This window comes from Ectothiorhodospiraceae bacterium 2226 (assembly GCA_013348725.1).
In the GTDB taxonomy this organism is placed as follows: Bacteria; Pseudomonadota; Gammaproteobacteria.
Window position 1 is genome coordinate 1,904,987 of record CP054689.1, and the last position, 22,046, is coordinate 1,927,032.

Genomic DNA, 22,046 nt, shown 5'->3' on the forward strand with positions numbered 1-22,046 from the left:
GCGTGTTCGCCTTCGCGGCGCGGCGCCGGGCCGGTAAAGTGCCATGCGCCGAGTCCTCGTACTGAATGTCAAAGGTGGTTGCGGCAAGACCACCATTGCGACCAATATCGCGAGCCACTACGCCTGCCGCGGTCTGCGTACCGTCTTGATGGACTTCGACCCTCAAGCCAGCAGCACACAGTGGCTGCAGCAGCGGCCCGAAAACCTTCCCCCGATCCACGGCGTGGCCGCCTACCGGAGACCGGGTGGCGTCACCTCTGCCTGGCACTTGCGCGTGCCGCCCGGCACCGATCGGATCGTGATGGACGCGCCGGCCGGGGTGGCCGGCCTGGAGTTGATGGACATGGTCCGCCAAGCCAACGAGGTCGTGATCCCTGTGTTGCCGTCGGCGATCGACATCCGCGCCTCCGCCGATTTCATCCGCGATCTGCTGCTCAAGTGCAAGGTGCGCAGCCGCGGCGTGCGGGTCGGCCTGGTGGCGAACCGCGTGCGCCGCAGCACGGCGGTGTACGACGCCCTGCGGCGTTTCCTGGCGGCGCTCGACTTGCCGCTGCTGACCGAACTGCGCGACGGTGAGAACTACCTGCTGGCGGCCGATCTGGGCGTCGGCGTGCACGAGCTCGCGCGCGAGATGGCGGCCGAGTCGCTCGATGCCGATCTGAGCCAATGGCAGCCGCTGCTGCACTGGCTGGAGGCCGGGCCGCGCCACACGCCCGCGCCGGTGCCGGCGTATTCCCAGCGCTATTGAGCGTTTCGGGGGCGCCTCTCGCCGCCGCCTAGAAAGTGGCGGAGGTGTAGCCGTAGACATGCGGGCTGTCGCGGTCGCCATAGGCGATGTCCAGCCCGAGCTCCGTGTCCACGAAGGCCTGGATGCGCCAGCGCAGGCCGAGGCCGCCGCCGGCGCGCAGTCGCGTCGGATCGACCCGCGAGTTGGTGGGGTAGGTATTGGCCAGGTCCAGAAACGTCGCGGCGCGTAACGCATTGACGCCGAACACCGGGGTCAGGACCTCGACGTTGGTCTGAAAATAGGCCTCGCCGGTGAACGAATCACGCCGGTAACCACGCAGGGTGCCGCCGCCGCCGATCCCATACGTCTCGCGGCCGAACAACCGCCCGTGTGAAAGCCCCAGTTCCATGTTGACCTCCAGGCTGGTATGCGGCCGACGGGTGATGGGGTGGTAGCGCCGGTAGTGGAACTGGTGGCGTGAATAACCGAAATCGCCCAGCGCCTCGTCGCCGTACTCGCCTTCATAGCCGTAGCTCTTGCCGACGCGGCTGAACAGCAGCTCATGGACGTCGGTGTACGCGACGCGGGTCAGCAGGCCCACCGCACGGCCGTCGGCGTCCTGCGGGATGGGCGCCTCGCTGCGCATCTCCAGGTCTTCCAGTCGCCAGGCCAAGCCCAGCCCAAACTGCGGGCCTAGCGGGCGCCCGCTCGGATCCAGCCAGCGCACCCCCATCACGACCAGCTCCTGCGATTCGCGCCGATAGAACGATTCATCGTCGCCGTTCACCAACAGGTCGGCCAGCGTCACCCGCGGCATGACCGAGTGCCGCAGGGCGACGTCGACCCGGTAGACGGTGCCGAGCAGGCGCGGGTAGGAGTAGTCCAGGCTGGCGGTGTACTCGTCCACGTCCATGTCGGCGTACTCGCGCACCCGATAACCTACGCGCAGGCGCTGGTTGAGCCCCGCCAGGTTGTCGAAGCGCAGCTGCAGGCCGTACACGATATCGCCTTCCTGACGGCGATCCAGGCGCGGCACCGGCAGGAAGTAGTGGCGCTCGCGCACCCGTACGGTGAGGATCTGCTCCGCCCGTCCCGGGGCCGGGTCGAGCAGGAGGTCCACCTCGCGGAACAGGCCGAGGTCGAGCAGCGCTTGGCGCGAGTGGTCGATGAGGCCGGGCGTGGGGCGCATGCCGGGCGCTACCAACAACTCCTGGAGAATGATTTCGTCTTGGGTGCGGCGATTGCCGATCAGGCGGATCTCGGCGATGGGTGCATCGGCGGGCACGGCATCGGGGCCGGCGGCTTCGTCGCGCGCGACGACCTGCCCCGCGCCGAGCGCGAGGAACAGACAAATCGCCAACGAGCCGATAAACCGCGCGTGCGTGTTATCCGGCGACCGCCTGTGGCGGACGGGCGCCGCACACCACTTCCCCTGTGTGTACAAACCTGCGCTTCCCTGCGTTCACCCCCGCCGCAGTGGCAGGTGACGCGTCATTGTAATACTGGCCACTCCAGTATAGTTCCGGCTCCGGAATGCTGGGGCGGGACCGGCGCGGGCGGCGCCGTGGTGTCCCTGTTCGCGTCAAGCCCTTGATAAGGCAGACGAAGGTCGGCGATGGCGCCGTGGGGCGCCACGCTGAAGCACGCGCCCGAAACGCGTAGAATCCGCGCCGAGCGCGGGACGAGGGCCTACATGGAACGAGCGGACGTAGTGGTGATCGGCGCGGGGGCCGCCGGCTTGATGTGTGCCATCGAGGCGGGGCGGCGCGGGCGCCGCGTGCTGGTGTTGGAGCATGCGCGCAAGGCGGGCAACAAGATCCGCATGTCGGGCGGTGGGCGCTGCAACTTCACCAACTATCACGTCGGCCCCGAGCACTACCTCTGCGCCAATCCGCATTTCGTCAAGTCCGCCCTGAGTCGCTACACCCAATGGGACTTCATCGCCTTGGTGGAGCGCCACGGGGTGGCCTACCACGAGCGCGAACACGGGCAGTTGTTCTGCGACGAGAGTTCCAAGGCCATCCTGGACCTGCTGCTGGCCGAGTGCCAGGCGGCGGGGGTACGGCTGCATACCCGCACCGAGGTCGACACCGTCGCGCGCACCGAGGCTGGCTTTCGCGTGGAGAGCGGGCGCGGGGCCGTGGCCTGCACGTCGCTGGTGGTCGCCACCGGCGGCTTGTCCATCCCCTCCATGGGCGCCAGCCCGTTCGGCTACCGCATCGCCGAGCAGTTCGGGTTGGCGGTGCACCCACCCACCGCGGGGCTCGTGCCCTTCACCCTGCAACCGGAACACAAGACCCTCCTCGCCCCGCTCGCCGGGGTGTCGGCCGAGGCCCAGGTGCAGTGCGGGTCGCAGGCCTTTCGCGGCGGCGTGCTGTTTACCCACCGCGGCCTGAGCGGGCCGGCCATGCTGCAGATCTCGAGCTACTGGCGCCCCGGCGCGTGGCTCGACGTGGATTGGCTGCCCGAGCATGACCTGCAGGCGGAACTGCACGCTTTGCGCGCGGTGCGGGCGGCGGTGCTGCTCAAGACGGTGCTCGCGCGCCACTTGCCGGCGCGTGCGGTGCCCGCGCTGCTCGGGGTTGCGGGCGTCGACGGCGCGCTGACGGAGCGGCCGCTTCGTACCCTCGCACCGCGCGAGTTGACCGAGGTCGCCCGCGCGCTGCACGGCTGGCGCATCCAGCCGGCGGGGACCGAGGGCTATCGCACGGCGGAGGTCACCCTCGGGGGCGTGGACTGCGACGCCGTGTCGTCCCAGACCTTCGAGGCGCGTGACGTAGCGGGGCTGTATTTTGTCGGCGAGGTGTTGGACGTCGCGGGCTGGCTCGGCGGCTACAACTTCCAGTGGGCGTGGTCCTCGGGCTGGTGCGCGGGCCAGTACGTGTAGCACGCGCAGGAGAACAGGCTGCTCACGCGGGGCGGGAACCCGTTGGCAGCGGGCAGGACCGCCTTCGTCCACATCCTCTAGGCTGAAACACGCGCCCGACGTATCCGAGGTTTTCGATGGCATTCGACAACGCACCGGTGAACCCCACCGAGCTCCCCCGTCTCGCGGAGGCACCGCTGGTGCCGGTGGCGGACAGCTATCCGCGCTACCGCGCGCTGAGGAGCGCGCTGCGCTGGGCGCCGCTGGTTGCCCTCGCCGCGGTGGTGCCGCCGGCCTACGGGTTGCCGGTCGCGGCCGCCGCCGCGCTGCTGACGTTGGCGGGGGCGGCGGCCGTGGCGGCCACCGCCCTAGCTTGGCTGGAGGCGCGCCGCCGCGCCTGGGGTCTGCGGGAGCGGGATCTACTTTATCGGCGCGGCTTGCTGGTCCGTCGCCTGACGGTGCTGCCGCTCGCGCGCGTGCAGCATATGGAGACGGCCAGTGGGCCGCTGGAGCGGGGGCTGGGGCTGGCGCGCCTGAGCTGTTTCACGGCGGGCGGCGCGAGCGCCGACCTGGTGCTGGAAGGGCTGCAGCGCGAGTCGGCCGACGCGGTGCGTCAATACGTGTTGGCGCGCATTCCCGAGCGCGAGGACGGCACCGGTGGCTGAGCCGGGGCAGTGGCATCACCTGTCGCCCTGGGCGGTGATGCTGCTGTGGGTGCGCGGGGTGATCGATTTCGTCCGCGAGAACCTGCCGCTGGTGGTGGGCGCGGGCGCGGGCGCCGCCTTCATCGAGGCGGTCGGGTTGCGCGAGGTGGCCCTGGCGGCCGTGGTGCTGCTCGCGGGCGCGGGCCTGCTGAGTCTGCAGTACTACCGCCGCTTTCGCTTTCGCCTCGAGGGCGACGTACTGTTCGTGCAGCGCGGGCTGTTCGAGCGGCGCGAGCTGAAAGTCGCCGCGGACCGCGTGCAGCACGTGACCATCGATCAACCGGCTTACATGCGCCCGTTCGGGGTCGTGCGCTTCAGCCTCGAGACGCCGGGCGGCGCCACTACCGAGGTGGAATTGCCCGGTATTGCGCGCGCCTATGCAGAAACCCTGCGCGACGCCTTGGGCGCGGCCCGCACACGCGCGGCGGCGGGCGATGACGAGGGCGAGGCGCGGCCCGCGCCGCCCGCCCGGACCCTGTTTCGTCTCGGCGGGGGCGGCCTCACGCTGCACGGGGTGGTGAGCAACTACGCCTACGTGCTCGCCGCCGCGCTCACGCCGCTGCTGCAGCCGCTGGAGCGCGCCGCCCGCGCGCGGTTCGGGCCGTGGGAGGAGGTCGCCTGGCTCGCCTGGGCGAGCGACCATCCGGTGCTGTTTGCCGGGGTCGCCCTCGCGACCCTGCTGTTCGCCATGGTGACCGCCTCGGTACTGGCAGCGTGGTTCCGCTTTTTCGACTACCGCCTGCTGCGCAAGGAGGGTCGCTACGTACAGACCAGCGGCCTGCTGAGCCGCCAGGAACAGGCCTTGCCGGCGGCCAAGCTGCAGTCGGTGGACTGGGTGCAGACCGCGCTCGGCCGTCTGCTGGGGCGGGGCCACTTGGTGTGTCACCAATACGGCGGGGTCGCGCCGGGCGTGGAGCACCTGGGGCACAGTTTTCTGGTGCCGGGACTGGATCGCGCCTCGGCGACGCGGCTGAGCGCCGAGTTTTGGCCGGGGCTCGAGGTCGGCGCTTGGCGCCCGGTGCACGCCGCCTACCGCCGGGTGCAGGCCCTGCGGCTCGGCGCCGGCATCACGGGCACCGTGTTGCTGGTCGCGGCGTTGACCGGCGAGCCGCGCGCCGCGTGGATGCTTCTGGTGGTTGCGCCGCTCGCGTGGGGGCTGGCCCACTTGCAGTGGCGCGCGCTGGCTTGGCAGAGCGCTCGCTACACGCTGGTGCGCCGCGGCCTGCTCGGGCGGCGCACAGTGCAGTTTCCGCTCGAGCATGTGCAGACGGTGACGTTGCGCCAGAGCTGGTTTCAGCGCCGGCGGAGGCTGGCATCGCTTGAGCTCGTCCTGCCGAGCGGCCCGGTCTCGATTCCCTATATCGAGGAGGCCGAGGCCCGACGCATGGCCGACGAGGCGCTGTTCCGCGTCGAGCGCCTGTTCCCGCGCGGCGTAACCCCCGCGGCAGCCCAGGGCGGCACTGGTGAGCCTGATGTGCTTGATGTAACCTGAAAAAGTACCCGTTCGAGGGAGGTGGCAGATGGAAAAGAACGTCGGTCATCCGCTGGACAAGACGCTGCGCATCGTGGTCGGCGTCGCGCTCCTCAGTCTGATCTTCCTGCTCGAAGGGCCGGCGCGCTGGATCGGCCTGATCGGCATCATCCCCATCGTCACGGTGTTCATCGGCTGGTGTCCCGGCTGGGCCCTGCTCGGGGTCAACACCCGGCGACGTCCCGGTCATTTCTGACGCGGACGGGATCGGTGCGCGCCTTCAGCGCCGCCGGGCGAGCTCGCTGAGGTAGCTCGAGTAGCGCATTTCCACCAGTTCGCCGCGCACCGCGCGCGCCAGCAGCGCGAGGAACTTCTCGTTCGCGTCGGCGGCGTCGTCCGGGATTAACAGGCTTTCCCCCGAACGCAGCCGCAGGCGGATGCCATCGACCAGCGCGTTGGGATCGGCGTCGGTCACGAGGTAGAGCGGACACTCCTCGAACGCGGCGATCTCGTGCACGTTCAACCAGCACTCGCGTGCCTCGAAGCTGGTCTGCGGGCGACAGCGGGCCGGATGCCCCTTGCCGAAGTGTTCGACGGGCGGGACGTGTTCTTCGGTCAGGGGAAAGAGCTTGATGAACGACATCGGGGCAGCCTCGGCGTGGCTCGAGCCGTCAGTCTACACCGAGCGCCGGCGCGGCCGCGCACGCGGGGAAAGGCGGGTATCGTAGTCCAGGCTGCTGAGGGTGGCCGCCGGGAACGCCCGCCGCCGCTTGCAGTCCCATCCAGGAGTTCCAGGCGGTGGCGCGTTTATAGCAGCCTCGCGGCTGTGTTAGTTTGAATGGTTGGCCGCCGGCGGGGCGGCGCCAGTGGAGGACAGGTTGTGCCATACAGGGAGCAGAGCGTTACCGGCGTGCGGCGCTGGTCGGATCACACGTTCACGTTCACGACCACCCGGCCCGACGATCTCGCGTTCGAGAACGGCGAGTTCGTGACCATCGGGCTGCGGCCCGAGGGCAAGCTCATCGCGCGCGCCTACTCCATCGTCTCGACCAACGACGACGACTATCTCGAGTTCCTCTCCATCCACGTGCCGGACGGGCCGCTCACCAGCCGGCTGGCGCAGGTGCGCGAGGGCGACACCGTGTGGGTCAACACCAAGGCCACCGGCTCGCTTACGGTCGGCCACGTGCGGCCGGGTCGCAACCTCTACATGCTGGCCACGGGCACCGGCCTCGCGCCGTTCATTTCGCTGGTGCGCGGCAAGGAGGTGTACGAGGCCTTCGAGCGGGTGATCTTGGTGCACAGCGTGCGCACCGTCGCCGAGCTGGCTTACCGCGAGGAGCTGCAGGCGCGGGCCGGCGACCGTTTACGCTACGTGCCGACGGTCACGCGCGAGCCGGCCGAAGTGACCCAGCGCGGCGCGGACCTGTTCCGCTCCGGCGAATTATTCGACTTCGTCGGTCTGCCGCCGGCCGATCCCGAGCAGGACCGCGTCATGCTGTGCGGCAACCCCACCATGAACCGCGAGATGAGCGAGTGGCTCAACGCGCACGGCTGGACGCCCACCAACTACAAGGGCGTCGGTAATTACACCGTGGAGCAGGCCTTCGTGTTGCACCACGCCTGAGCGGCGCGGGCGGCGGGTGCGTACCCGCCGCCCGCCGCCTCAACGGGCGTCGTCGTACAGCGTGTAGGTGCCGACCAGCGAGGCCTGGTCGAGGATGTGGCCTTGCATCGCCTGCAGCGCCTCGGGACCCGTGAAGCGCCCGCCCATGCCGAGCGAGGGCACGTCCAGGGCATACACCGTGAAGTGGTAATGATGCAGGCGCTCGTCGTTGAACGGTGGCCAGGGTCCGTCGTAGCCGCCATAGTCGCCCTGCATGTCGGCATCCCCCGCGAACCAGTCGGTATAGCTGTTGATACCGCGCACGCCGTAGTCGGTCGGGCCGCCCGACTTGCCGCGCGGCGTCAGCCCGTCGCTGTCCTGCCCCTCGCGCAGCTCGCGCACATCGTGCGGGATATCCACCAGCACCCAATGGAAGAAGTCCACCCGCGGCAGGTCGTAGGGCACCGTGCGGTCGGGCTGGTTGACGTCGTCGGGCCGCGAGGGCACGTCCGGGTCGTGGCAGATCACCGCGAACGAGCGCGTGCCGTCCGGCACTTCGGACCACGCCAAGTGCGGGCTCTTGTTCGGCCCGGGTTGCGGGCCGTCTGGCCCCGGCACGCCCAGCGCGTAGGTCTCGGAAATCGGTTGGCCGTCGGTGAGTGAGAGGCTTTCCAGCTTCATAACGCTTCCTCCTTTGATGAGTGCCGCTCGGGGGCGGCCGTCAGTCCCGCTCCTCCCGTCGCGCGGCGGCCCGCCAGGGCAAGGTGCCCTCCACCTCGACGAACAGCGTGAGGCTCAGGAAGGCGCGGATCAGCACGATCACCCCCAGTGCGACCAGACTGGTGACAGACTCCTGCACCAGCACGGTCTTGATGATGTCGGCCGCGATGAGCAGGTCCAGCCCCAGAATGATCGACCGGCCGACACGGTGCCGGAAATCGATGTACGCCGCGTGGCTGGCCACCCGTCGGCCCTGCACCAGGTACAGGACGATGGCGATCGCCACGCCCAGCGTGATGATGGCGACGCTCAGGGCCTCCAGGACGAGCACCAGTCCCCCGGTCGCGGTGTAGAACAGGTTGTGCATTACTGCTTCCTTCTTCTTGTCGCCGGCTTGCGCCAAGCCGGACGCGACGCCGCCCCCTCTGCATGACAGCCTAGACGGCGCGCGGGCGGTTGCGGCTGTTCCGCGGCCCGGTTCAGTATGTTAACTTCATCACACTTTAGGCGCTTTGGGCGGGTCGGCCGCCACCGGGTCGGGGGATCCGGCAACTCAGCGGGATGCTGCGCAAGCCGGTCGAGGCGCGTGGCGACAACTCCAAATAACGATGACTGGCTCGCCGTAGCCGATGCCGCGCAAGCGGCGGCGGTGGGGGCGGGCGCGTGGCTGGTGGTCCTCGAGGCGCTGGCGGCGATCACCGGCTCGCGCGCGGGCGAGTTGATCGGCCTCGGCGCCGCGAACACGGTCCCCTTCAACTGGGTCAGCGAGCTCGGACCCGATTGGGCCGAGGAGTTCCTCGCCATCGGCGGGGGCGATCCCGCCGTCAATCCTTTCGTGCGCGCGGGGGCGGACATCCCTGCGCTGACGGTGCTGGCGAGCGCCGATTTCATCACCCGCGAGGAGCGCCGCCGCAATCCCTTTCTGATCGAACACGTCCGTCGCTTCGACATCCCCTACATCTGTCTCACGCCGCTCATCAAGGAGCGCGACGGCCTGGTGGGACTCGCCGTGATGCGCAGCTCCCGCCAGGGCGAGATCGGCCCGCTACAGCGCGAGGTGTTCGCCACGCTCGCCCCGCACCTGCGCGCCGCGGTGCGCACTCAGATGGCGCTGGAGAACCAGGGCGCGCAGCTCATGGCCGGCGCCTTGGAGGCCGTGTCACTGGCGGCCTTCGTGTGCGACCGCGGCGGGTCGGTTAGGGCGTTGACGCCGGCCGCCGAGACGCTGGTGAGCGGCGGCGGGCCGTTGCGGCTGCGCTATGGGTTGCTCAGCACCGCCTCGGCCGGCGACAGCCGCGCGCTGCGCGAGGCGATCGGCGCCGCCACGGACGGGCTGGTGCGCCCCGGCGCCCCGACGGCTCGCACGCTGCTGGTGCGCAACGAGCAGGCGCAGCCCCTGGTGCTGGAGGTGGTGCCGCTGCCACGGCGCGAGTTCGCCTTCGGATTCGAGCCGCGCGCGCTGGTGGTGGTGCGCACCCAACAAGCGGATCCGGCACGGATGCGCATGCTGCTGCGGGCCGCCTTCGGCCTCACCGATGCCGAAACCGACGTCGCCCTGCGCCTGGTCGAGGGTCAGCCGCCGGAGGCCATCGCCGCCGGGCGCGGCGCCTCGCTGGGCACCGTCCGTACCCAGATCCGCGCCATCTACGCCAAGCTCGACGTGCATCACCTGAGCGAACTCGTGGCGCGCATCAATCAGCTGCGCTGAGCGCTGCCTATCGCCTCCTGCGTACTCCCGGCAACTCTCTATATCGACGGACTCCCGCAGCACGCTGCAGTGGTACCGAGCGACTGCGAGGGCGCCGGACGAAGGCGATGCCTGGAGCGGGAGTACATACCCTTGCAGCGATAAGCGTCGCGCGACACACTCGAAGGACCCCGGCCACGGCCGGATCAACGCAGCCCTGATCCAGGGTGTAATGCTAATCTAGGCGCATGGACACCCTGCACATCTACAGCATCGCCGTATGCCCCTTCGCACAGCGCACGCGCATCCTGCTGCGCCTGAAGGACATCCCCTTCGAATTACACGAGCTAGATCTCACGCGCCCGTCCGATCCCGACTTTCTCGCGCTGAACCCCTCCGGGCAGGTGCCGGTGATCGTGCACCAGGGCAAGGTGCTGAACGAGTCCAGCGTCATTAACGAATATCTGGAAGATGTTTTTCCCGCGCCGCCGGTGTTCCCGTCCGATCCTTATAAAAAGGCCGTGGCGCGCGCGCTCATCGCCTACTGCAATGAGCAGTTCATCCCGGCGATGTACACGCTGCTCATGAACCAGAACCCGGCGCGCGATGCGCAGCTCACCGACCAGGCGTTGGAGACCTGGGCGCGCGTGGACGCGTTGTTGATGCGCCACAACCCGGAAGGCACCTGGCTATGGGACGACAGCGGCTTCGGCATGGCCGAGTTGTCCTACGCCACCTTCTTCCAGCGCTATTGCCTGAACGCGTACTACCGCGGCTTCGAGTTGCCGAACGAGGAGCGCTACGCGCGCGTGCGCCGCTGGCGCGACGCGATGCTCCCCCATCCCCTGGTGAGGGAAACGGGCATGAGTGACGAGGATTACATCAAGCTCTACTACGACTACGCGCTCGGCTACGGCAACGGCGCCGTGCCGCCGGGCCGCGACCGCAGTTCCTTCGACCTCTCGGTCCCCCTTGCCCAGCGCCCCATGCCGTCGCCCGATCGTCCGCAGCCGCTGCCGCGCGAGCTCTGAGCCGCGCCGCCGCTCGATGCCGTCGATGGTGTAGGGCGCATTAAGCGCAGCGCAATGCGCCGGCTGCGGATCAGGGCTCGCCCGCGCTGGGGGCTGCGATTCATCGCGCCCTACGCTCGCTGTTTCTACGCCAACTCCGCCAGCGCGGCCAGCGCGGCGTCGACGTGCGCTTCGTCGTTGAGCAGTCCCGGGGTGAGGCGGGCGTGGCGGGTGGCGTAGGGGGTGATGCTGGCGATGATGCGCCGCGTGCGCAGGTGGTCGACCACGTCTTCGGCATCCATGCCGTTTACGTCGAAGCAGGTGATGCCGGCCGACAGCGCCTCGTCCATGGGCGTGCGCAGCACGACGTGCGCCATGTCCGCGAGACCTTCTTTCAGGCGCCGGTTGAGGGCGTGAATGCGCGCCTGCACGTTTGCCTTGCCGAGGCGCGTATGCAGCTCGAACGCCGCAGGCAGCGCCCACACGTGTTCGAAGGCCTTGAAGCCCCCGGGCGTCATCTCGCCGCCCCAGGTGCCGTCCGCGGTGAAGGTGGGGATGGTGGGCGTCAGCGCCTCCTGGCTGCGCGGGTGGCCCCACAGGATGCCCGTGCCGCGAGGCCCGAACAGCCATTTGTGGGTCCCGGCGAAGAAGAAGTCGCAGTTCAGATCCTCGAGGTGGAAGTCCTCCACACCGAGGGCGTGCACGCCGTCCACGCACACCAGCACGCGCTCGTCGGCCGCGCGCCCCTCGTTGAGCGCCGCCACCTCGGCGCCGATGCGCGCCACCGGCAGTTTGAGCCCCGACAGCGAATGCACCCAGGTTAGCGCGAGGAGGCGGGTCTCGGGCCGGATCTCTCCGACCACCCGTGCGACGAGCGCCTCCTCACGCACGTCGGCGCTGTCCTCGTACAGCGGATAGGTGCGCAACGCGGCGCCGCTGCGCCGTTGCTTGTACTCCAGCGCCTTGTGCGTCGCGTAATAGTCCTGTTCGCTGGTGAGCAGTTCCTGCGCGGCTTCGACGCGGATACCGTTGTACGCGAGAGCGATCCCCATGGTGGTGCTCTCGGTGAGCGCGATGTCCGCGCGCCGCCCGCCGAGATAGCGGGCGGCGGCGCGGCGGGCGGCGTGCTCGGCGTTCCAGCGTTCGGCATCGACGTGCTCCGGCGGATTGCGATCCAGGGCTTCGCGCTGGCGGTCGATCTCGGCGCGCACGGCGGCCGGGTGGGGCGCGAGCAGCATGCCGGCGAGGTTGATGAGCTCGTGGTCGACATTGAATCGCTGCTGGAAGTCGGACCAGTCGCCGGCCGCCGCGCGCTCGGCCGCGCGCGCGAGGGGCGCGGACAGGCCGGCCAACCCCCCGGCGGCGAGTAGCCCGGTACTGGAGGTTAGAAAGCGGCGGCGTGTGAGATCCATGGCATGCGCGGCGCGGCGGCGCCGGAGGAGGGAACGGACGGCGCGTTACGCGCCGCCTCGTTCGGCGGCCCTGTGAAAAGGTGGCCGTGCAGCCGTCCGCTAGTGGGTCGGCTTGTCGTAGTCCCGCTTGAGCTGGGGATCGTCTTCCTTCGAATGCTGCTTGGCCTCTTCCTCGGCCTTGCGGATATCCTGCTTCTGTTCCTCGCTGACCGAAGCGGCTTCCTTGGCCGCCTCGTCCACCTTGCCGGACTTGGCGAAGCGCTCGGTGTCCTCGTTGTACTTACGGGCCGACTCGCGGTCGCCCTCGCCCTGGATTTTGCTGCGGTCGTCGCTCATAGAAAACCTCCCTGTTTTCTCGACACGGCTGCGCCGCTCAATCGGCGCACTCAGGGCTAACTATAGACCAGCGCCCCGATCCGCCCGCCGCCGCTCCGACGGCGGCGCGTGCCCCGCCGGACTACACTGCCGCTCATGCAAGGGCGGGAAATTCAGTTTGTCAGACGCATGCTGGTGGCGATTGCGATCGGCGCCGGCGCGCTGCTGGCGTTCGTGTTCCTGCACTTTCTGACCGAGGTGTTGCTGCTGGTGTTTGCGGGTGTGCTGGTGGCCATCCTCCTGCGCGGACTGGCCGACCTGGTGGCCGACTATACGCCGGCGTCCCCCGGTTGGGCGCTGGCGCTGGTACTGTTGGGGATCGTCGGGGCGGTGGGCGGCACCCTGGCGGCCTGGGGCCCCGCGATGGTGCAGGGCACGATCGATCTGATTCAGAATCTTCCCGAGGCCTGGGAAGGGGTGTCCGAGCGCCTTGCCGAGATCGATTGGCTGCAGGGGCTGATGGAGCGCGGCGAGGAAGCCGGCGCCGCGCTGGTGCCCGAGGACGTGGTTACGCATCTCACCGGCATCTTCTCCACCCTGATCGGTGCCGTGGTGGGTTTCTTCATTATTCTCTTCACCGGTATCTACCTCAGCATCGAGCCCCGCCTCTATACGCAGGGGATACTGCACCTGGTGCCCCGCCCGCGGCGCGCGCGGGCCTGCGAGGTGCTGCTGGCGCTGCGCTGGATCCTGCAGTGGTGGCTGCTCGCGCGCCTGATGACCATGACCATTGTGGGTGTGCTCACCTGGATCGGGCTGCTGCTGCTCGGGGTGCCCATGGCAGGTACGCTGGGACTGCTATCGGGCGCGCTGACCTTCGTTCCTACGCTGGGACCGATCGTGGCGGCCATCCCCGCCATCCTGCTCGGCCTGGCCGAAGACCCCATCACCGCGCTGTGGGTGGTCGGCCTGTACATTGCGGTGCAGAACTTGGAGGGCTACATCATCACGCCCCTGGTCGAGCGGCGGATCGTGTCGGTGCCGCCGGCGCTGTTGTTGGTGTTCCAGTTGGTGATGGCCCTGTGGGCCGGCATCCTCGGACTGCTGCTCGCGACCCCGGTGCTGGTGACGCTGATGGTGCTGATCAAGATGCTCTACGTGGAGGATGCGCTCGGCGACGACATGGACACCGAGGCCGGGGCCGAGACCAGCGGCGAGGAGGACGTCCCCCAGGGGGCCGCGGCCACCGAGGATCCGCCGCCCGAGGAAGCCGCGCCGGCTAGTCGCCGATCACGGTGACGGTGACGCGACGCCGATGGCCGGCGTGGCGGTGCTCCCACAGGAAGATGCCCTGCCAGGTGCCGAGCGCCAAGTCGCCGCCCCCGATCGGCACGCTGACGTCGCTGCCGGTGAGCAGCGTGCGCACGTGCGCGGGCATATCGTCCGGGCCTTCGTCGTCGTGCTGGAACGCCGGGTCGCCGTCCGGCGCGGTGCGCGCCATGAAGGCCTCGAGGTCGCGGCGCACGGTCGGGTCGGCGTTCTCGCACAACATCAGCGAGGCGCTGGTGTGGTGCACGAACACGTGACACAGCCCGGTCCGGATGCCGCTCGCGCGCACGCGCTCGCGCACCGCCGCGGTGATGTCCTGCGTGCCGCGCCCGCGCGTGTCGAGCGTGAAAGCGTCCTGACGAACCATGCTGTCTCCTGCCGCGGGGGCTTTTTGACACTGCCGCGCCCGCTACCTATGCTGCGGCCCACGATGCATTACGAGTGAGGATACTACGCCATGCGAGTCGCCGTACTGGGCACCGGGCTGATGGGCGCGCCGCTCGCGCGCCGCTTGCTGCACGCCGGGCACGAGGTGTGCGTGTACAACCGCACCGCCGCGCGCGCGCGGGACCTCGGTGCGGCGGGGGCCACGGTGTGCGGACGCCCGCTGGAGGCGGTGCGCGAGGCCGACTGCGCCATCCTGATGTTGACCGACGCCGCGGCCGTGCGCGACTGCCTGCTGAGTGAACCGGGCAGCGACGCGTTGCGGGGGCGCACGTTGATCCAGATGGGCACGGTGGGGCCGGGTGAGAGTCGGGACCTCGCCATCGACTTCGAACAGGCGGGCGCGTATTACCTCGAGGCGCCGGTGCTGGGCAGCATCCCCGAGGCGCGCGACGGCACGCTGATCGTGATGGTCGGTGCGACGCGGGCGCTGTACGCGCAGTGGAAGCCGCTGCTGTCGACGTTCGGCCCCGAGCCGCGGCACATCGGCGAGGTCGGTCATGCCGCCGCGCTCAAACTGTCTCTCAATCAGCTCATTGCCGGCCTCACCGCCAGCTTCGCGCTCAGTCTGCGCTTCGTGCAGCGCGAGGGCGTGTCGGTCGATACGTTCATGGAGGTGCTGCGCGGCAGCGCGTTGTACGCGCCCACTTTCGACAAAAAGCTGAACCGCATCCTCAACCGCGACTTCACCAATCCCAATTTCCCCACCCGCCACCTGCTCAAGGACGTGGACCTGTTCCGCCGCGCCGCGGCGGGCTCGGGGCTCGGCACGGCGGGCCTGGATGGCGTGCGCACCTTGCTGCTGGACGCCCTGGAGCGCGGACTGGGCGACGAAGACTACAGCGCGCTGGCCGAGGCGCTGGAGCCGCCGCCGGGGCGTTAGGGTGGGAGACGTGCGGCGCCTCGAGCTGCACGTCCACGGCGCGCTGCGCGCCTTCGTCGGCCGCCGCCCTGATCCGTTTTCACTCGACTGGCGTCCAGGCGACGCCCTCAAGCACCGACTGGAGGCGCTCGGCATCCCCCACACCGAGATCGGTGCCCTGTGCGTCGAGCGCGCGGCGCGCGGATGGGACTGGCATCCGGGCGCGGACGCGGTGTTGGATGTTTATCCCTACGTGGACGCCCACCCCGACGCGCGGGCGCTGCTGCACCCGCCGCTCGCCCGTCCCCCCGCGTTCGCGGCCGATGCTCACCTCGGCCGCTTGGCCAATCACCTGCGCCTGCTGGGCTTCGATACCCTGCTGCCGCCCGAGGCCGGCGACGCCGCGCTGGCGCGCCTGGCCGCCGCGCAGGGACGCGTGTTGCTGACCCGCGACCGCAATCTTTTGATGCACCGCGTCGTCGCCCACGGCGCCTACGTGCGTGCGCAGCGCCCGCGCGAGCAGTTGCTGGAGGTCGTGCGCCGTTACGACCTCGGGCCACAGGTTGCGCCCTTCACGCGCTGTCTGCGCTGCAATGGAACCCTGGACGGGGTGAGTAAGGCGGCGGTGGCGGACCGGCTGCCGCCGCAAGTGGCGGCCGTGCATGGCGCGTTCACCCGCTGCCGGGGCTGCGGACGGGTCTACTGGCCCGGCTCGCACTACCGGCGTCTGGACGCCCTGGTGCGGGAGGTGCAGTCGGAGGCGGCGCGCGTACCGCTCAGGCGCGTAACGTGCCGGTGAGTGCCGAGCGCTCCACCGGGCACTGCAGGCCATAGCGTGCGCTGAGGCGCTGCACCAGCTCGTAGTACCAGTCGGCGGCGGTAGGTGAGACGTACACCTGCGTGATCAGGTGTTCCAGGTCCACCGGCACCAACCAGCCCGCCTCGCTGTGCCGGGCTTCCCCGGCACGCTCCGCCGGACACGGCTCCTCCACCACCGCGCGCAACTCCTTCTCGTGCTCGAACGCCCGGCGCTTGATGAAGTAGTGGTACAGCGGCTCGTGCGCCAGGCATGCCGGATCGGCCTGGTCGGCGTAGCGCACGGTGTGGATGCGCACGCACGCGGGCAGCACCTCGCGCAGCCGGCCCCACGTGGAATGCAGGGCCACCGCCTCCTCGGGCGGGCTGTACAGCCGCCACATGGCCTCCGATTCGTGCGGGCTCATGTGCCAGCTGCTGACCGCGCGCCGGGGCAGGTGATCGCCGAGACCGGCCGGGCGCCCATCCATGACGTCGGTAAATGCCTCGCTGTAAGGGAAGAACATCGCGCGCGACTCGAACAGGAACATCAGCTTGGCGAAGTTCATGTAACGCCATACCGGCGCCTTCGGGCCGTGCGGCGTGTGCAGCCGACAGTGCTCGGGCGCGGATGCCTGCTGGGGAACTGATCGCGACATGATGGCCGATTCTAGCAGTTGACCACGTGGTGGTTCGGCCCCGGCGCCTGATGCCGCTCGAAACGCTTGATACCCTTTAGGCAAGAGACCGGCGCAGGCGTCGGCACAACAAAATGGCGAGGCGAGAATATGGATTACGAGCGTTTTCACGCCAGTCTGGTGGCCGAGCGGCCGCCGGCGGGGCTCACCCCGGCGCTGCAGGCGCTGTGGTACGACGCGCAGGATGACTGGGCCGCGGCCCACCGTCTGGCCCAAGCGGATGACAGCCGCGCCGGGGCCTGGGTGCATGCCTACCTGCACCGTAAAGAAGGCGACAGCGCCAACGCCGCCTACTGGTATGCGCGCGCGCAGCGTGCGCCGGGCACCCGTCCGCCGGACGAGGAGTGGCGCGACCTGGTGCAGGCGCTGCTCGCCGCGACGTGAGCAACGCGACCCTGACGTTGCCGGACGGGCGCCGGCTGGGCTACGCGGACTACGGCGATCCGCGGGGCCGTCCCGTGCTCTATTGTCACGGTCTGCCCGGCTCCCGCTTGGAGGCGCGCTGGGCGCACGAGGCGGCGGCGGAACGCGGTCTGCGCCTGCTTGCCTTGGAACGCCCCGGCTACGGCCTGTCGGACCCATTGCCGCAGCGGCGTCTGGTGGATTGGCCGGCGGACGTGGCCCACGCCGCCGACCGGCTCGGCGTCGAACGCTTCACCCTGATCGGCATCTCCGGCGGCGGCCCGTATGCGTTGGCCTGCGCGGCGCGGCTCGGTCCGCGCGTCGAGCACGCGGTGCTGGTGTGCGGCATGGGTCAGGTGGAAAGGCTCGCGCACACCCGCGGCATGATGTGGCTCGGCCGCGCGGGCCTGCTGCTGGCACGCTACGCGCCCTGGCTGCTGCACGCGGTGCTGGCGGTGTTGTTCGTGCCGCTCGCGCGACGCCACCCCCCGGCGCTGCTGCGGCTGATGACCTGGGGCGGCCCGGCCGGGGATAAGGCGGCGCTGCGCGAGCCGACATTGCGCGCCCTGCTGTGCGAGGCGGTACGCGAGGGCGTGCGTCAGGGGGCGGGCGGGCCGCTGCGCGACCTCTTGGTGTACGCGCGCCCCTGGGGTTTCGCGCCTGAGGATGTGCAGGTGCCCGTCACCCTGTGGCACGGGGCGCGCGACGTGACCGTCCCGGCCCATCATGCCCAGCGCCTCGCGGCGCGCCTGCCGCACGCCAAGCTGCACCTGCTGCCCGAGCATGGCCACTTCACGCTGCCGAGTCAGTTGGCCGAACGCATGCTGGATAATCTCCTACAAGCGCACCCTTAGCGGGCGCTGCTCCAGCCGCGGCAGAGGTGCGCGCGCCAAGTCCGCGCCCCGCCGTGGGTTGGCCGCGGGATCGCAAAATTCTATGCGGCGCGCCCTCTACGACGCACCGAACGTGGTCTAGCCTTTACGGCGCGCGCACATTTCGACAACCCGGCCGGGGGTCGCATCGCTTTCTTCAAGGAGGAAGATCGCTATGGCCCTGGATATTTGGAAAGAGAAAGGGACGCCGCTGGATCGGCAGAAATTCACTTGGCGGGACATGGTCCGCCAACCCATCAGCAAACTCGATGACGACGCGTTTACGCGCGTACGCATCATCCTCATGAACGGCATCGAGTCCGAGGCACTGCGCTTTTCCCACGCCTGCGCCCGCATGAACAAAGTCCTGCGTCCGCATCTGGCGCGGGTGCGGCGCACCGAGCAGCATCAACAGACGCTGGTCAACTGGCTGCTGCCGCCCGATCAGTCGCCCTTGGAAACCACGCTCGGCTTCGAGCAGGTCGCGATCGAAGTGACCGCTGCGGTGGCGATGAACGAGCCGGACGAGAAGATGGCGGCCGTCTACCGCTTCGGCATGCTGGAAGACTTCGACCACATGTATCGTTACAGCGCTTTGTACGACCGCCTCGAGGGCCGTGATCCGAACGTCATCTTGGCACTGACGCCTGGCGCGTCCGCCCGTGGCGACGCGCGTCGATGCGACGTTCGGGCGGAAGACAAGGGATGGACTTAGGAGGAGAGCATGCAGGTACCGCTGGAGATCAGCTTTCACGGCGTGGACCGTTCCGAATGGGCGGAGGCCTTCATCCGCCGGCAGGTGGAGCGCATGGAGCGCTATGCCGGCGGCGGTGTGATCGGCTGCCGCGTCGCGGTGGAACTGCCGCACCGCCATCAGCACAGCGGCAAGCCTTACCACGTGCGCGTCGAGATCACGCTGCCGTCGCGCAAGGATCTGGTCGCCGTGGCCGAGCCGGTGCGCGTCGACCAGGAGATCGAACTGCGCACCGTGATCCGCGACGCGTTCGAGGCCATGGAGCGTCAGATCAAACGCGCGGTCGCCACACGGCGGCACGAGGTGAAGGTGCACGATGAACCGGTCGCGCTGGTCGCGCGCCTGTTTCCCGACCAGGACTACGGCTTTCTGAAAACGCCCGACGGCCGCGACATTTATTTCCACCGCAACGCGGTCTTGCACGACGACTACACGCGTTTGGCGGTGGGCACGCAGGTGCGCTTCGTGGAGTTCATGGGCGAGGATGGTCCCCAGGCGAGCACCGTGCAGATCATCGACAAGCCCGGTGTGCGTGCAGGCACGGCGGAACAGGCCGCCCGGCCCTGACGCGGCCGCCTGCAATATGCGACCGATGGCCTAGACTTTGAGTCGAAGACGTATGCGCCTCAGCTTACTCGCGAGGCTGCTCCGGGCCCAAGGATGGGCCCGAAGTTCTGATACTAGATCCCCGATTGCCCGCTCGGCGGGCTCACGACAAGGAGGTTAACGATGTCGACTGTTCGCGATTCCATTGAGGTCAATGTGCCGGTCACCACCGCATACAACCAATGGACGCAGTTTGAAGACTTCCCCAAATTCATGGGCGATGTCGAAGAGGTTCGACAGGTGGACGACAAGCACTTGCATTGGCGCGCCAAGGTCGCCGGCAAGGAGGTGGAGTGGGACGCGGAGATCATCGAGCAGGTGCCCGACCAGCGCATCGCCTGGCGCAGCATCAAGGGCCAGAAGAATGGCGGGATCGTCACCTTCGAGCCGATGAACGACACCACCACGCGCGTGCACGTCGAGATGGAGTACGAGCCCGAGGGCATGATGGAGAATGTGGGTGATGCCATGGGCATGACCGGCCGGCGCGTGCACAGCGATCTCGAGGAGTTCAAGAAGATGGTCGAGGAGCGTGGCGCGACCGGCGCCTGGCGCGGCGAGATTCACTAGCCGCCGACCATCTCACAACGAGCGGGGGCCGCCGGCCCCCGTTTTCTATTCGGACGGCCTAACGCGGACGGCTGCCCGTCCCCGTCGCGCCTCAGGGCCAAAGCCACGGCCGACGGCGCAGCCGTGGCAGCTCGCGCAGCCGCGGCGACATGCGCACGGGCACGTCCCCGGTCTCCACCCACGTAGTCGGCGGTGGCGGCGCCATCGCCAGCAACCGCTCGATGCGCTTGCCTGTGGCGGGATGCGTGCGCAGGATGGCGGGCACCGGGTCTCCCCGGCTGCGACGCAGCATCGCCGCGAGTCCGCGTGTCTGGTGCTCCAGTTTGTGCAGCGCGGCGGCCAGGCCGTGCGGGTCGCCGGTCAGTTCCACCGCCCCGAGGTCGGCATCGAACTCGCGGGCACGCGACAACGCCAGTTGCAGCAGCGCGCTCAGCGTGGGGGCGAATACCAGCAGCAGCACCGCGAGCCACGGAATGTGCGCCTCGCCCAGCAGCAGCAGCGGGATGTTGGCCACCACCAGCAACTGGCCGATGAGCGACAGCAGCCCGGTGATGCGCATGACTTGATCGGCGAGGCCCATCACCCAAGTGTCGTTGTGGCGCACGTGGCTGATCTCGTGGGCCAGCACGCCGGTCAGCTCGCGCAGCGTGAGGTGGCGCAGCAGGCCGTCGGTCACGCCGATGGCCGCTTCCTCGCGCGGACCCACGGTGAAGGCGTTGATGGCGGCGCTCGGCAGGTAATAGAGCGTGGGCGGCGCCGGCAGTGCCGCGCGGCGCGCCAGTTCCTCGCTGAGGGCGTGCAGCCGCGGTGCCTCCCAGGGCGACAGCGCATGGGCCCCATGCAGGCGCATGATCAGGGCCGGCGGGACGCGCGGCGAGAAGCCCACCAGCAGCACCCCCATCACCACCATCCACAGCATGAACAGCTCGCCGCCGAGCAGCCAGCCCACCGCGGCCAGCAGCGCGCCCATGCCGCCGAGCAGCAGTAGCGACTGCAGGGTGTTGATCAGCTTGTGGCGGGCGTACATCTCAGCACAGAGCCTCGGTCCAGCGCGGCGGGTCCAGTTCCAGGCCGGAGGGCAGCGGGGCGTCGGCCCGCAACAGCCAGTGCGCGATGTCCGCCAGCACGACCTCGGCCTGCAGGTCTCGTGTCAGCAGATGGTAGCCCTCGGGATAGAACGCAAGGCGCGCGGGGGTGTGGGCGGGCAGCGCGCGCAGGAAGTGGCAGGTCGGGCCGGGCGGGATGATCTCGTCGCGCGCGCCGTACAGGATCAGGGTCGGCAGGTTTAGCTGCGCCGCGCTCGCCGCCGCGGCGTCCATCAGGTTCACCATGCCATGAATGGCGTCGACCCGCGTGCGGCGGATGATCAGGGGATCGTCGCGCAGGGCCTGCAGCATCTCGGCGTTGTCCGACGCCGTGATGCGCAGCCCCGCGCCGGTCACGGTCAGGCCCGGCGCAACGCGCACCAGCGTACCGAGCAGCAGGCGCTGCAGCGGGTTCATGCTGGCGCGGCCCCACACGGCCGGCGCCGCCAGCACCAGGCCGTCCACCGACGCCTGCTGCTCGGTGGCGCTGATCAGTGCCACCGCGCCGCCCATGCTCTCGCCCATCAGGTACACCGGCAGCCCCGGATGGCGCGCGCGCAGCAGGTCGATCACCGTGCGCGCATCGGCCGCCAGGCGGCGGTGGTCGGTCCACAACCCGCGGAACGGCGCGGCGCCGAAGCCGCGTTGATCGTAGGCATAGGTGATGATGCCATGGCGGGCGAGGTATTCCCCGGTGGGGGCGTAGGCGCGGGCGTGATCGTTGAAGCCGTGCAGGCCGAGCAGCACCGCGCGCGGCGCACCCGCGGGCTGCCATACCCGCAGCGGCAGTGCGACCCCGTCGCGCATCACGACGTCGGCTTCGTTCAGTGCCGGCTCCTGCACGGCGGGCAACAGCGGCGTGTGCTGCACCGCGCCGCAGGCGGCGAGGGTGCCCACGGCCACGACAGCCGCCCCGGTCAGCAGGACGCCGCGATGTACTCGGCGCATAGGCGCAGTCTGGGTGGGTGCGCCGGGAGGCGCAAGTGTTCGGGCGCTTTCTTCTCGCCCTACCGGCTTCTAGCCTTACTGGACGTGCGGGCGGGGCGGTTTATGCCCGCCGCGCCGCATCTCGCCATGGAGGGCGGGCACTAAGCGATTCGTCGAATCACAC

Annotated in this window: 25 protein-coding genes and 1 pseudogene; 16 read left to right on the top strand and 10 right to left on the bottom strand. The window is 69.4% G+C overall.

The window, feature by feature from the left end:
- The first annotated feature begins 43 nt into the window (after positions 1–43).
- On the top strand, positions 44–748 hold the full coding sequence (locus tag HUS23_09145; protein ID QKT03968.1) for a ParA family protein: 705 nt from the start codon (positions 44–46) through the stop codon (positions 746–748).
- 28 nt (positions 749–776) lie between these two features.
- Here the strand turns inward: HUS23_09145 and HUS23_09150 are convergent, their stop codons facing one another.
- On the bottom strand, positions 777–2,087 hold the full coding sequence (locus HUS23_09150; GenBank protein ID QKT03969.1) for a BamA/TamA family outer membrane protein: 1,311 nt from the start codon (positions 2,085–2,087) through the stop codon (positions 777–779).
- A gap of 333 nt (positions 2,088–2,420) precedes the next feature.
- On the opposite strand from HUS23_09150, the gene HUS23_09155 reads away from it, so the two are divergent.
- The 4 genes from HUS23_09155 to HUS23_09170 all read left to right on the top strand — a co-directional run bounded on the left by HUS23_09155 (position 2,421) and on the right by HUS23_09170 (position 6,024).
- Positions 2,421–3,614: an NAD(P)/FAD-dependent oxidoreductase gene (locus HUS23_09155; GenBank protein ID QKT03970.1), complete on the top strand. Its 1,194-nt coding sequence runs from the start codon at positions 2,421–2,423 to the stop codon at positions 3,612–3,614.
- Between the two features lie 116 nt (positions 3,615–3,730).
- Positions 3,731–4,258: a PH domain-containing protein gene (locus tag HUS23_09160; protein QKT03971.1), complete on the top strand. Its 528-nt coding sequence runs from the start codon at positions 3,731–3,733 to the stop codon at positions 4,256–4,258.
- Positions 4,251–5,789 carry a PH domain-containing protein gene (locus HUS23_09165; protein QKT03972.1) on the top strand — a complete coding sequence of 513 codons (1,539 nt, stop codon included), beginning with the start codon at positions 4,251–4,253 and terminating at the stop codon, positions 5,787–5,789. Before HUS23_09160 ends, HUS23_09165 begins: the two co-directional genes overlap by 8 nt.
- A 28-nt stretch (positions 5,790–5,817) precedes the next feature.
- Positions 5,818–6,024 (top strand): DUF2892 domain-containing protein, encoded by a 207-nt coding sequence (locus HUS23_09170; protein QKT03973.1) that lies wholly within the window; start codon positions 5,818–5,820, stop codon positions 6,022–6,024.
- Positions 6,025–6,048: 24 nt separating this feature from the next.
- Here the strand turns inward: HUS23_09170 and HUS23_09175 are convergent, their stop codons facing one another.
- Positions 6,049–6,411 (bottom strand): hypothetical protein, encoded by a 363-nt coding sequence (locus tag HUS23_09175; protein QKT03974.1) that lies wholly within the window; start codon positions 6,409–6,411, stop codon positions 6,049–6,051.
- Between the two features lie 237 nt (positions 6,412–6,648).
- On the opposite strand from HUS23_09175, the gene HUS23_09180 reads away from it, so the two are divergent.
- A complete protein-coding gene (locus HUS23_09180) occupies positions 6,649–7,395 on the top strand; it encodes a ferredoxin--NADP reductase (GenBank protein QKT03975.1) in 747 nt (248 codons plus the stop codon).
- A 39-nt stretch (positions 7,396–7,434) separates the two neighbouring features.
- Here the strand turns inward: HUS23_09180 and HUS23_09185 are convergent, their stop codons facing one another.
- Complete coding sequence (locus HUS23_09185; protein ID QKT03976.1) at positions 7,435–8,055, bottom strand: YbhB/YbcL family Raf kinase inhibitor-like protein; 621 nt, start codon at positions 8,053–8,055, stop codon at positions 7,435–7,437.
- A 40-nt stretch (positions 8,056–8,095) separates the two neighbouring features.
- Entirely contained in the window at positions 8,096–8,461 is a 366-nt protein-coding gene (locus HUS23_09190) for a DUF1622 domain-containing protein (GenBank protein QKT03977.1), read from the bottom strand.
- 219 nt (positions 8,462–8,680) lie between these two features.
- Here HUS23_09190 and HUS23_09195 point away from each other — a divergent pair, with 219 nt between their 5' ends.
- Both HUS23_09195 and HUS23_09200 read left to right on the top strand, forming a co-directional pair.
- A complete protein-coding gene (locus HUS23_09195) occupies positions 8,681–9,802 on the top strand; it encodes a helix-turn-helix transcriptional regulator (GenBank protein ID QKT03978.1) in 1,122 nt (373 codons plus the stop codon).
- A gap of 227 nt (positions 9,803–10,029) precedes the next feature.
- Positions 10,030–10,812, top strand: coding sequence for a glutathione S-transferase family protein (locus HUS23_09200; GenBank protein ID QKT03979.1), 783 nt, complete (start codon positions 10,030–10,032; stop codon positions 10,810–10,812).
- A gap of 125 nt (positions 10,813–10,937) precedes the next feature.
- Here the strand turns inward: HUS23_09200 and HUS23_09205 are convergent, their stop codons facing one another.
- Both HUS23_09205 and HUS23_09210 read right to left on the bottom strand, forming a co-directional pair.
- Entirely contained in the window at positions 10,938–12,203 is a 1,266-nt protein-coding gene (locus tag HUS23_09205) for an aminotransferase class V-fold PLP-dependent enzyme (GenBank protein QKT03980.1), read from the bottom strand.
- Between the two features lie 99 nt (positions 12,204–12,302).
- Complete coding sequence (locus tag HUS23_09210) at positions 12,303–12,539, bottom strand: hypothetical protein (protein ID QKT03981.1); 237 nt, start codon at positions 12,537–12,539, stop codon at positions 12,303–12,305.
- 168 nt (positions 12,540–12,707) lie between these two features.
- Between HUS23_09210 and HUS23_09215 the strand changes: the two genes are divergently transcribed.
- A complete protein-coding gene (locus tag HUS23_09215) occupies positions 12,708–13,817 on the top strand; it encodes an AI-2E family transporter (GenBank protein ID QKT03982.1) in 1,110 nt (369 codons plus the stop codon).
- On the opposite strand, the gene HUS23_09220 is transcribed toward HUS23_09215, so the two are convergent.
- Positions 13,798–14,214: a YjbQ family protein gene (locus HUS23_09220; protein ID QKT03983.1), complete on the bottom strand. Its 417-nt coding sequence runs from the start codon at positions 14,212–14,214 to the stop codon at positions 13,798–13,800. The genes HUS23_09215 and HUS23_09220 overlap by 20 nt on opposite strands.
- 90 nt (positions 14,215–14,304) lie before the next feature.
- Between HUS23_09220 and HUS23_09225 the strand changes: the two genes are divergently transcribed.
- Positions 14,305–15,174 (top strand): NAD(P)-dependent oxidoreductase, encoded by an 870-nt coding sequence (locus HUS23_09225; protein QKT03984.1) that lies wholly within the window; start codon positions 14,305–14,307, stop codon positions 15,172–15,174.
- Positions 15,175–15,184: 10 nt separating this feature from the next.
- Positions 15,185–15,952 (top strand): twitching motility protein PilT, encoded by a 768-nt coding sequence (locus HUS23_09230; protein ID QKT03985.1) that lies wholly within the window; start codon positions 15,185–15,187, stop codon positions 15,950–15,952.
- Here the strand turns inward: HUS23_09230 and HUS23_09235 are convergent.
- Positions 15,930–16,607 (bottom strand): hypothetical protein, encoded by a 678-nt coding sequence (locus HUS23_09235; GenBank protein ID QKT03986.1) that lies wholly within the window; start codon positions 16,605–16,607, stop codon positions 15,930–15,932. The genes HUS23_09230 and HUS23_09235 overlap by 23 nt on opposite strands.
- 129 nt (positions 16,608–16,736) lie before the next feature.
- Between HUS23_09235 and HUS23_09240 the strand changes: the two genes are divergently transcribed.
- From HUS23_09240 to HUS23_09260, 5 genes and pseudogenes are all read left to right on the top strand, one after another.
- Positions 16,737–17,030, top strand: a complete 294-nt coding sequence (locus HUS23_09240) for a hypothetical protein (protein ID QKT03987.1) — start codon at positions 16,737–16,739, stop codon at positions 17,028–17,030.
- A complete protein-coding gene (locus tag HUS23_09245; protein QKT03988.1) occupies positions 17,027–17,902 on the top strand; it encodes an alpha/beta hydrolase in 876 nt (291 codons plus the stop codon). The genes HUS23_09240 and HUS23_09245 overlap by 4 nt, the downstream gene beginning before the upstream one ends.
- 193 nt (positions 17,903–18,095) lie before the next feature.
- Positions 18,096–18,557, top strand: a pseudogene (locus HUS23_09250) (hypothetical protein).
- Between the two features lie 87 nt (positions 18,558–18,644).
- Positions 18,645–19,241 (top strand): HPF/RaiA family ribosome-associated protein, encoded by a 597-nt coding sequence (locus HUS23_09255; protein QKT03989.1) that lies wholly within the window; start codon positions 18,645–18,647, stop codon positions 19,239–19,241.
- 162 nt (positions 19,242–19,403) lie between these two features.
- On the top strand, positions 19,404–19,850 hold the full coding sequence (locus tag HUS23_09260) for an SRPBCC family protein (protein ID QKT03990.1): 447 nt from the start codon (positions 19,404–19,406) through the stop codon (positions 19,848–19,850).
- A 91-nt stretch (positions 19,851–19,941) separates the two neighbouring features.
- Here HUS23_09260 and HUS23_09265 read toward each other — a convergent pair whose 3' ends face one another.
- Both HUS23_09265 and HUS23_09270 read right to left on the bottom strand, forming a co-directional pair.
- Positions 19,942–20,877 (bottom strand): M48 family metalloprotease, encoded by a 936-nt coding sequence (locus HUS23_09265; GenBank protein QKT03991.1) that lies wholly within the window; start codon positions 20,875–20,877, stop codon positions 19,942–19,944.
- Position 20,878: 1 nt separating this feature from the next.
- Positions 20,879–21,883 carry a lysophospholipase gene (locus HUS23_09270; GenBank protein QKT03992.1) on the bottom strand — a complete coding sequence of 335 codons (1,005 nt, stop codon included), beginning with the start codon at positions 21,881–21,883 and terminating at the stop codon, positions 20,879–20,881.
- Between the last annotated feature and the right edge of the window lie 163 nt (positions 21,884–22,046).

Coding starts and splice junctions, on each gene's coding strand:
- HUS23_09170 (QKT03973.1), top strand. CDS start 5,818: ATGGAAAAGAACGTCGGTCATCCGCTGGACAAGACGCTGCGCATCGTG.
- HUS23_09215 (QKT03982.1), top strand. CDS start 12,708: ATGCTGGTGGCGATTGCGATCGGCGCCGGCGCGCTGCTGGCGTTCGTG.
- HUS23_09265 (QKT03991.1), bottom strand. CDS start 20,877: ATGTACGCCCGCCACAAGCTGATCAACACCCTGCAGTCGCTACTGCTG.
- HUS23_09210 (QKT03981.1), bottom strand. CDS start 12,539: ATGAGCGACGACCGCAGCAAAATCCAGGGCGAGGGCGACCGCGAGTCG.
- HUS23_09235 (QKT03986.1), bottom strand. CDS start 16,607: ATGTCGCGATCAGTTCCCCAGCAGGCATCCGCGCCCGAGCACTGTCGG.
- HUS23_09260 (QKT03990.1), top strand. CDS start 19,404: ATGTCGACTGTTCGCGATTCCATTGAGGTCAATGTGCCGGTCACCACC.
- HUS23_09155 (QKT03970.1), top strand. CDS start 2,421: ATGGAACGAGCGGACGTAGTGGTGATCGGCGCGGGGGCCGCCGGCTTG.
- HUS23_09220 (QKT03983.1), bottom strand. CDS start 14,214: ATGGTTCGTCAGGACGCTTTCACGCTCGACACGCGCGGGCGCGGCACG.
- HUS23_09190 (QKT03977.1), bottom strand. CDS start 8,461: ATGCACAACCTGTTCTACACCGCGACCGGGGGACTGGTGCTCGTCCTG.
- HUS23_09200 (QKT03979.1), top strand. CDS start 10,030: ATGGACACCCTGCACATCTACAGCATCGCCGTATGCCCCTTCGCACAG.
- HUS23_09175 (QKT03974.1), bottom strand. CDS start 6,411: ATGTCGTTCATCAAGCTCTTTCCCCTGACCGAAGAACACGTCCCGCCC.
- HUS23_09255 (QKT03989.1), top strand. CDS start 18,645: ATGCAGGTACCGCTGGAGATCAGCTTTCACGGCGTGGACCGTTCCGAA.
- HUS23_09145 (QKT03968.1), top strand. CDS start 44: ATGCGCCGAGTCCTCGTACTGAATGTCAAAGGTGGTTGCGGCAAGACC.
- HUS23_09225 (QKT03984.1), top strand. CDS start 14,305: ATGCGAGTCGCCGTACTGGGCACCGGGCTGATGGGCGCGCCGCTCGCG.
- HUS23_09240 (QKT03987.1), top strand. CDS start 16,737: ATGGATTACGAGCGTTTTCACGCCAGTCTGGTGGCCGAGCGGCCGCCG.
- HUS23_09160 (QKT03971.1), top strand. CDS start 3,731: ATGGCATTCGACAACGCACCGGTGAACCCCACCGAGCTCCCCCGTCTC.
- HUS23_09270 (QKT03992.1), bottom strand. CDS start 21,883: ATGCGCCGAGTACATCGCGGCGTCCTGCTGACCGGGGCGGCTGTCGTG.
- HUS23_09185 (QKT03976.1), bottom strand. CDS start 8,055: ATGAAGCTGGAAAGCCTCTCACTCACCGACGGCCAACCGATTTCCGAG.
- HUS23_09205 (QKT03980.1), bottom strand. CDS start 12,203: ATGGATCTCACACGCCGCCGCTTTCTAACCTCCAGTACCGGGCTACTC.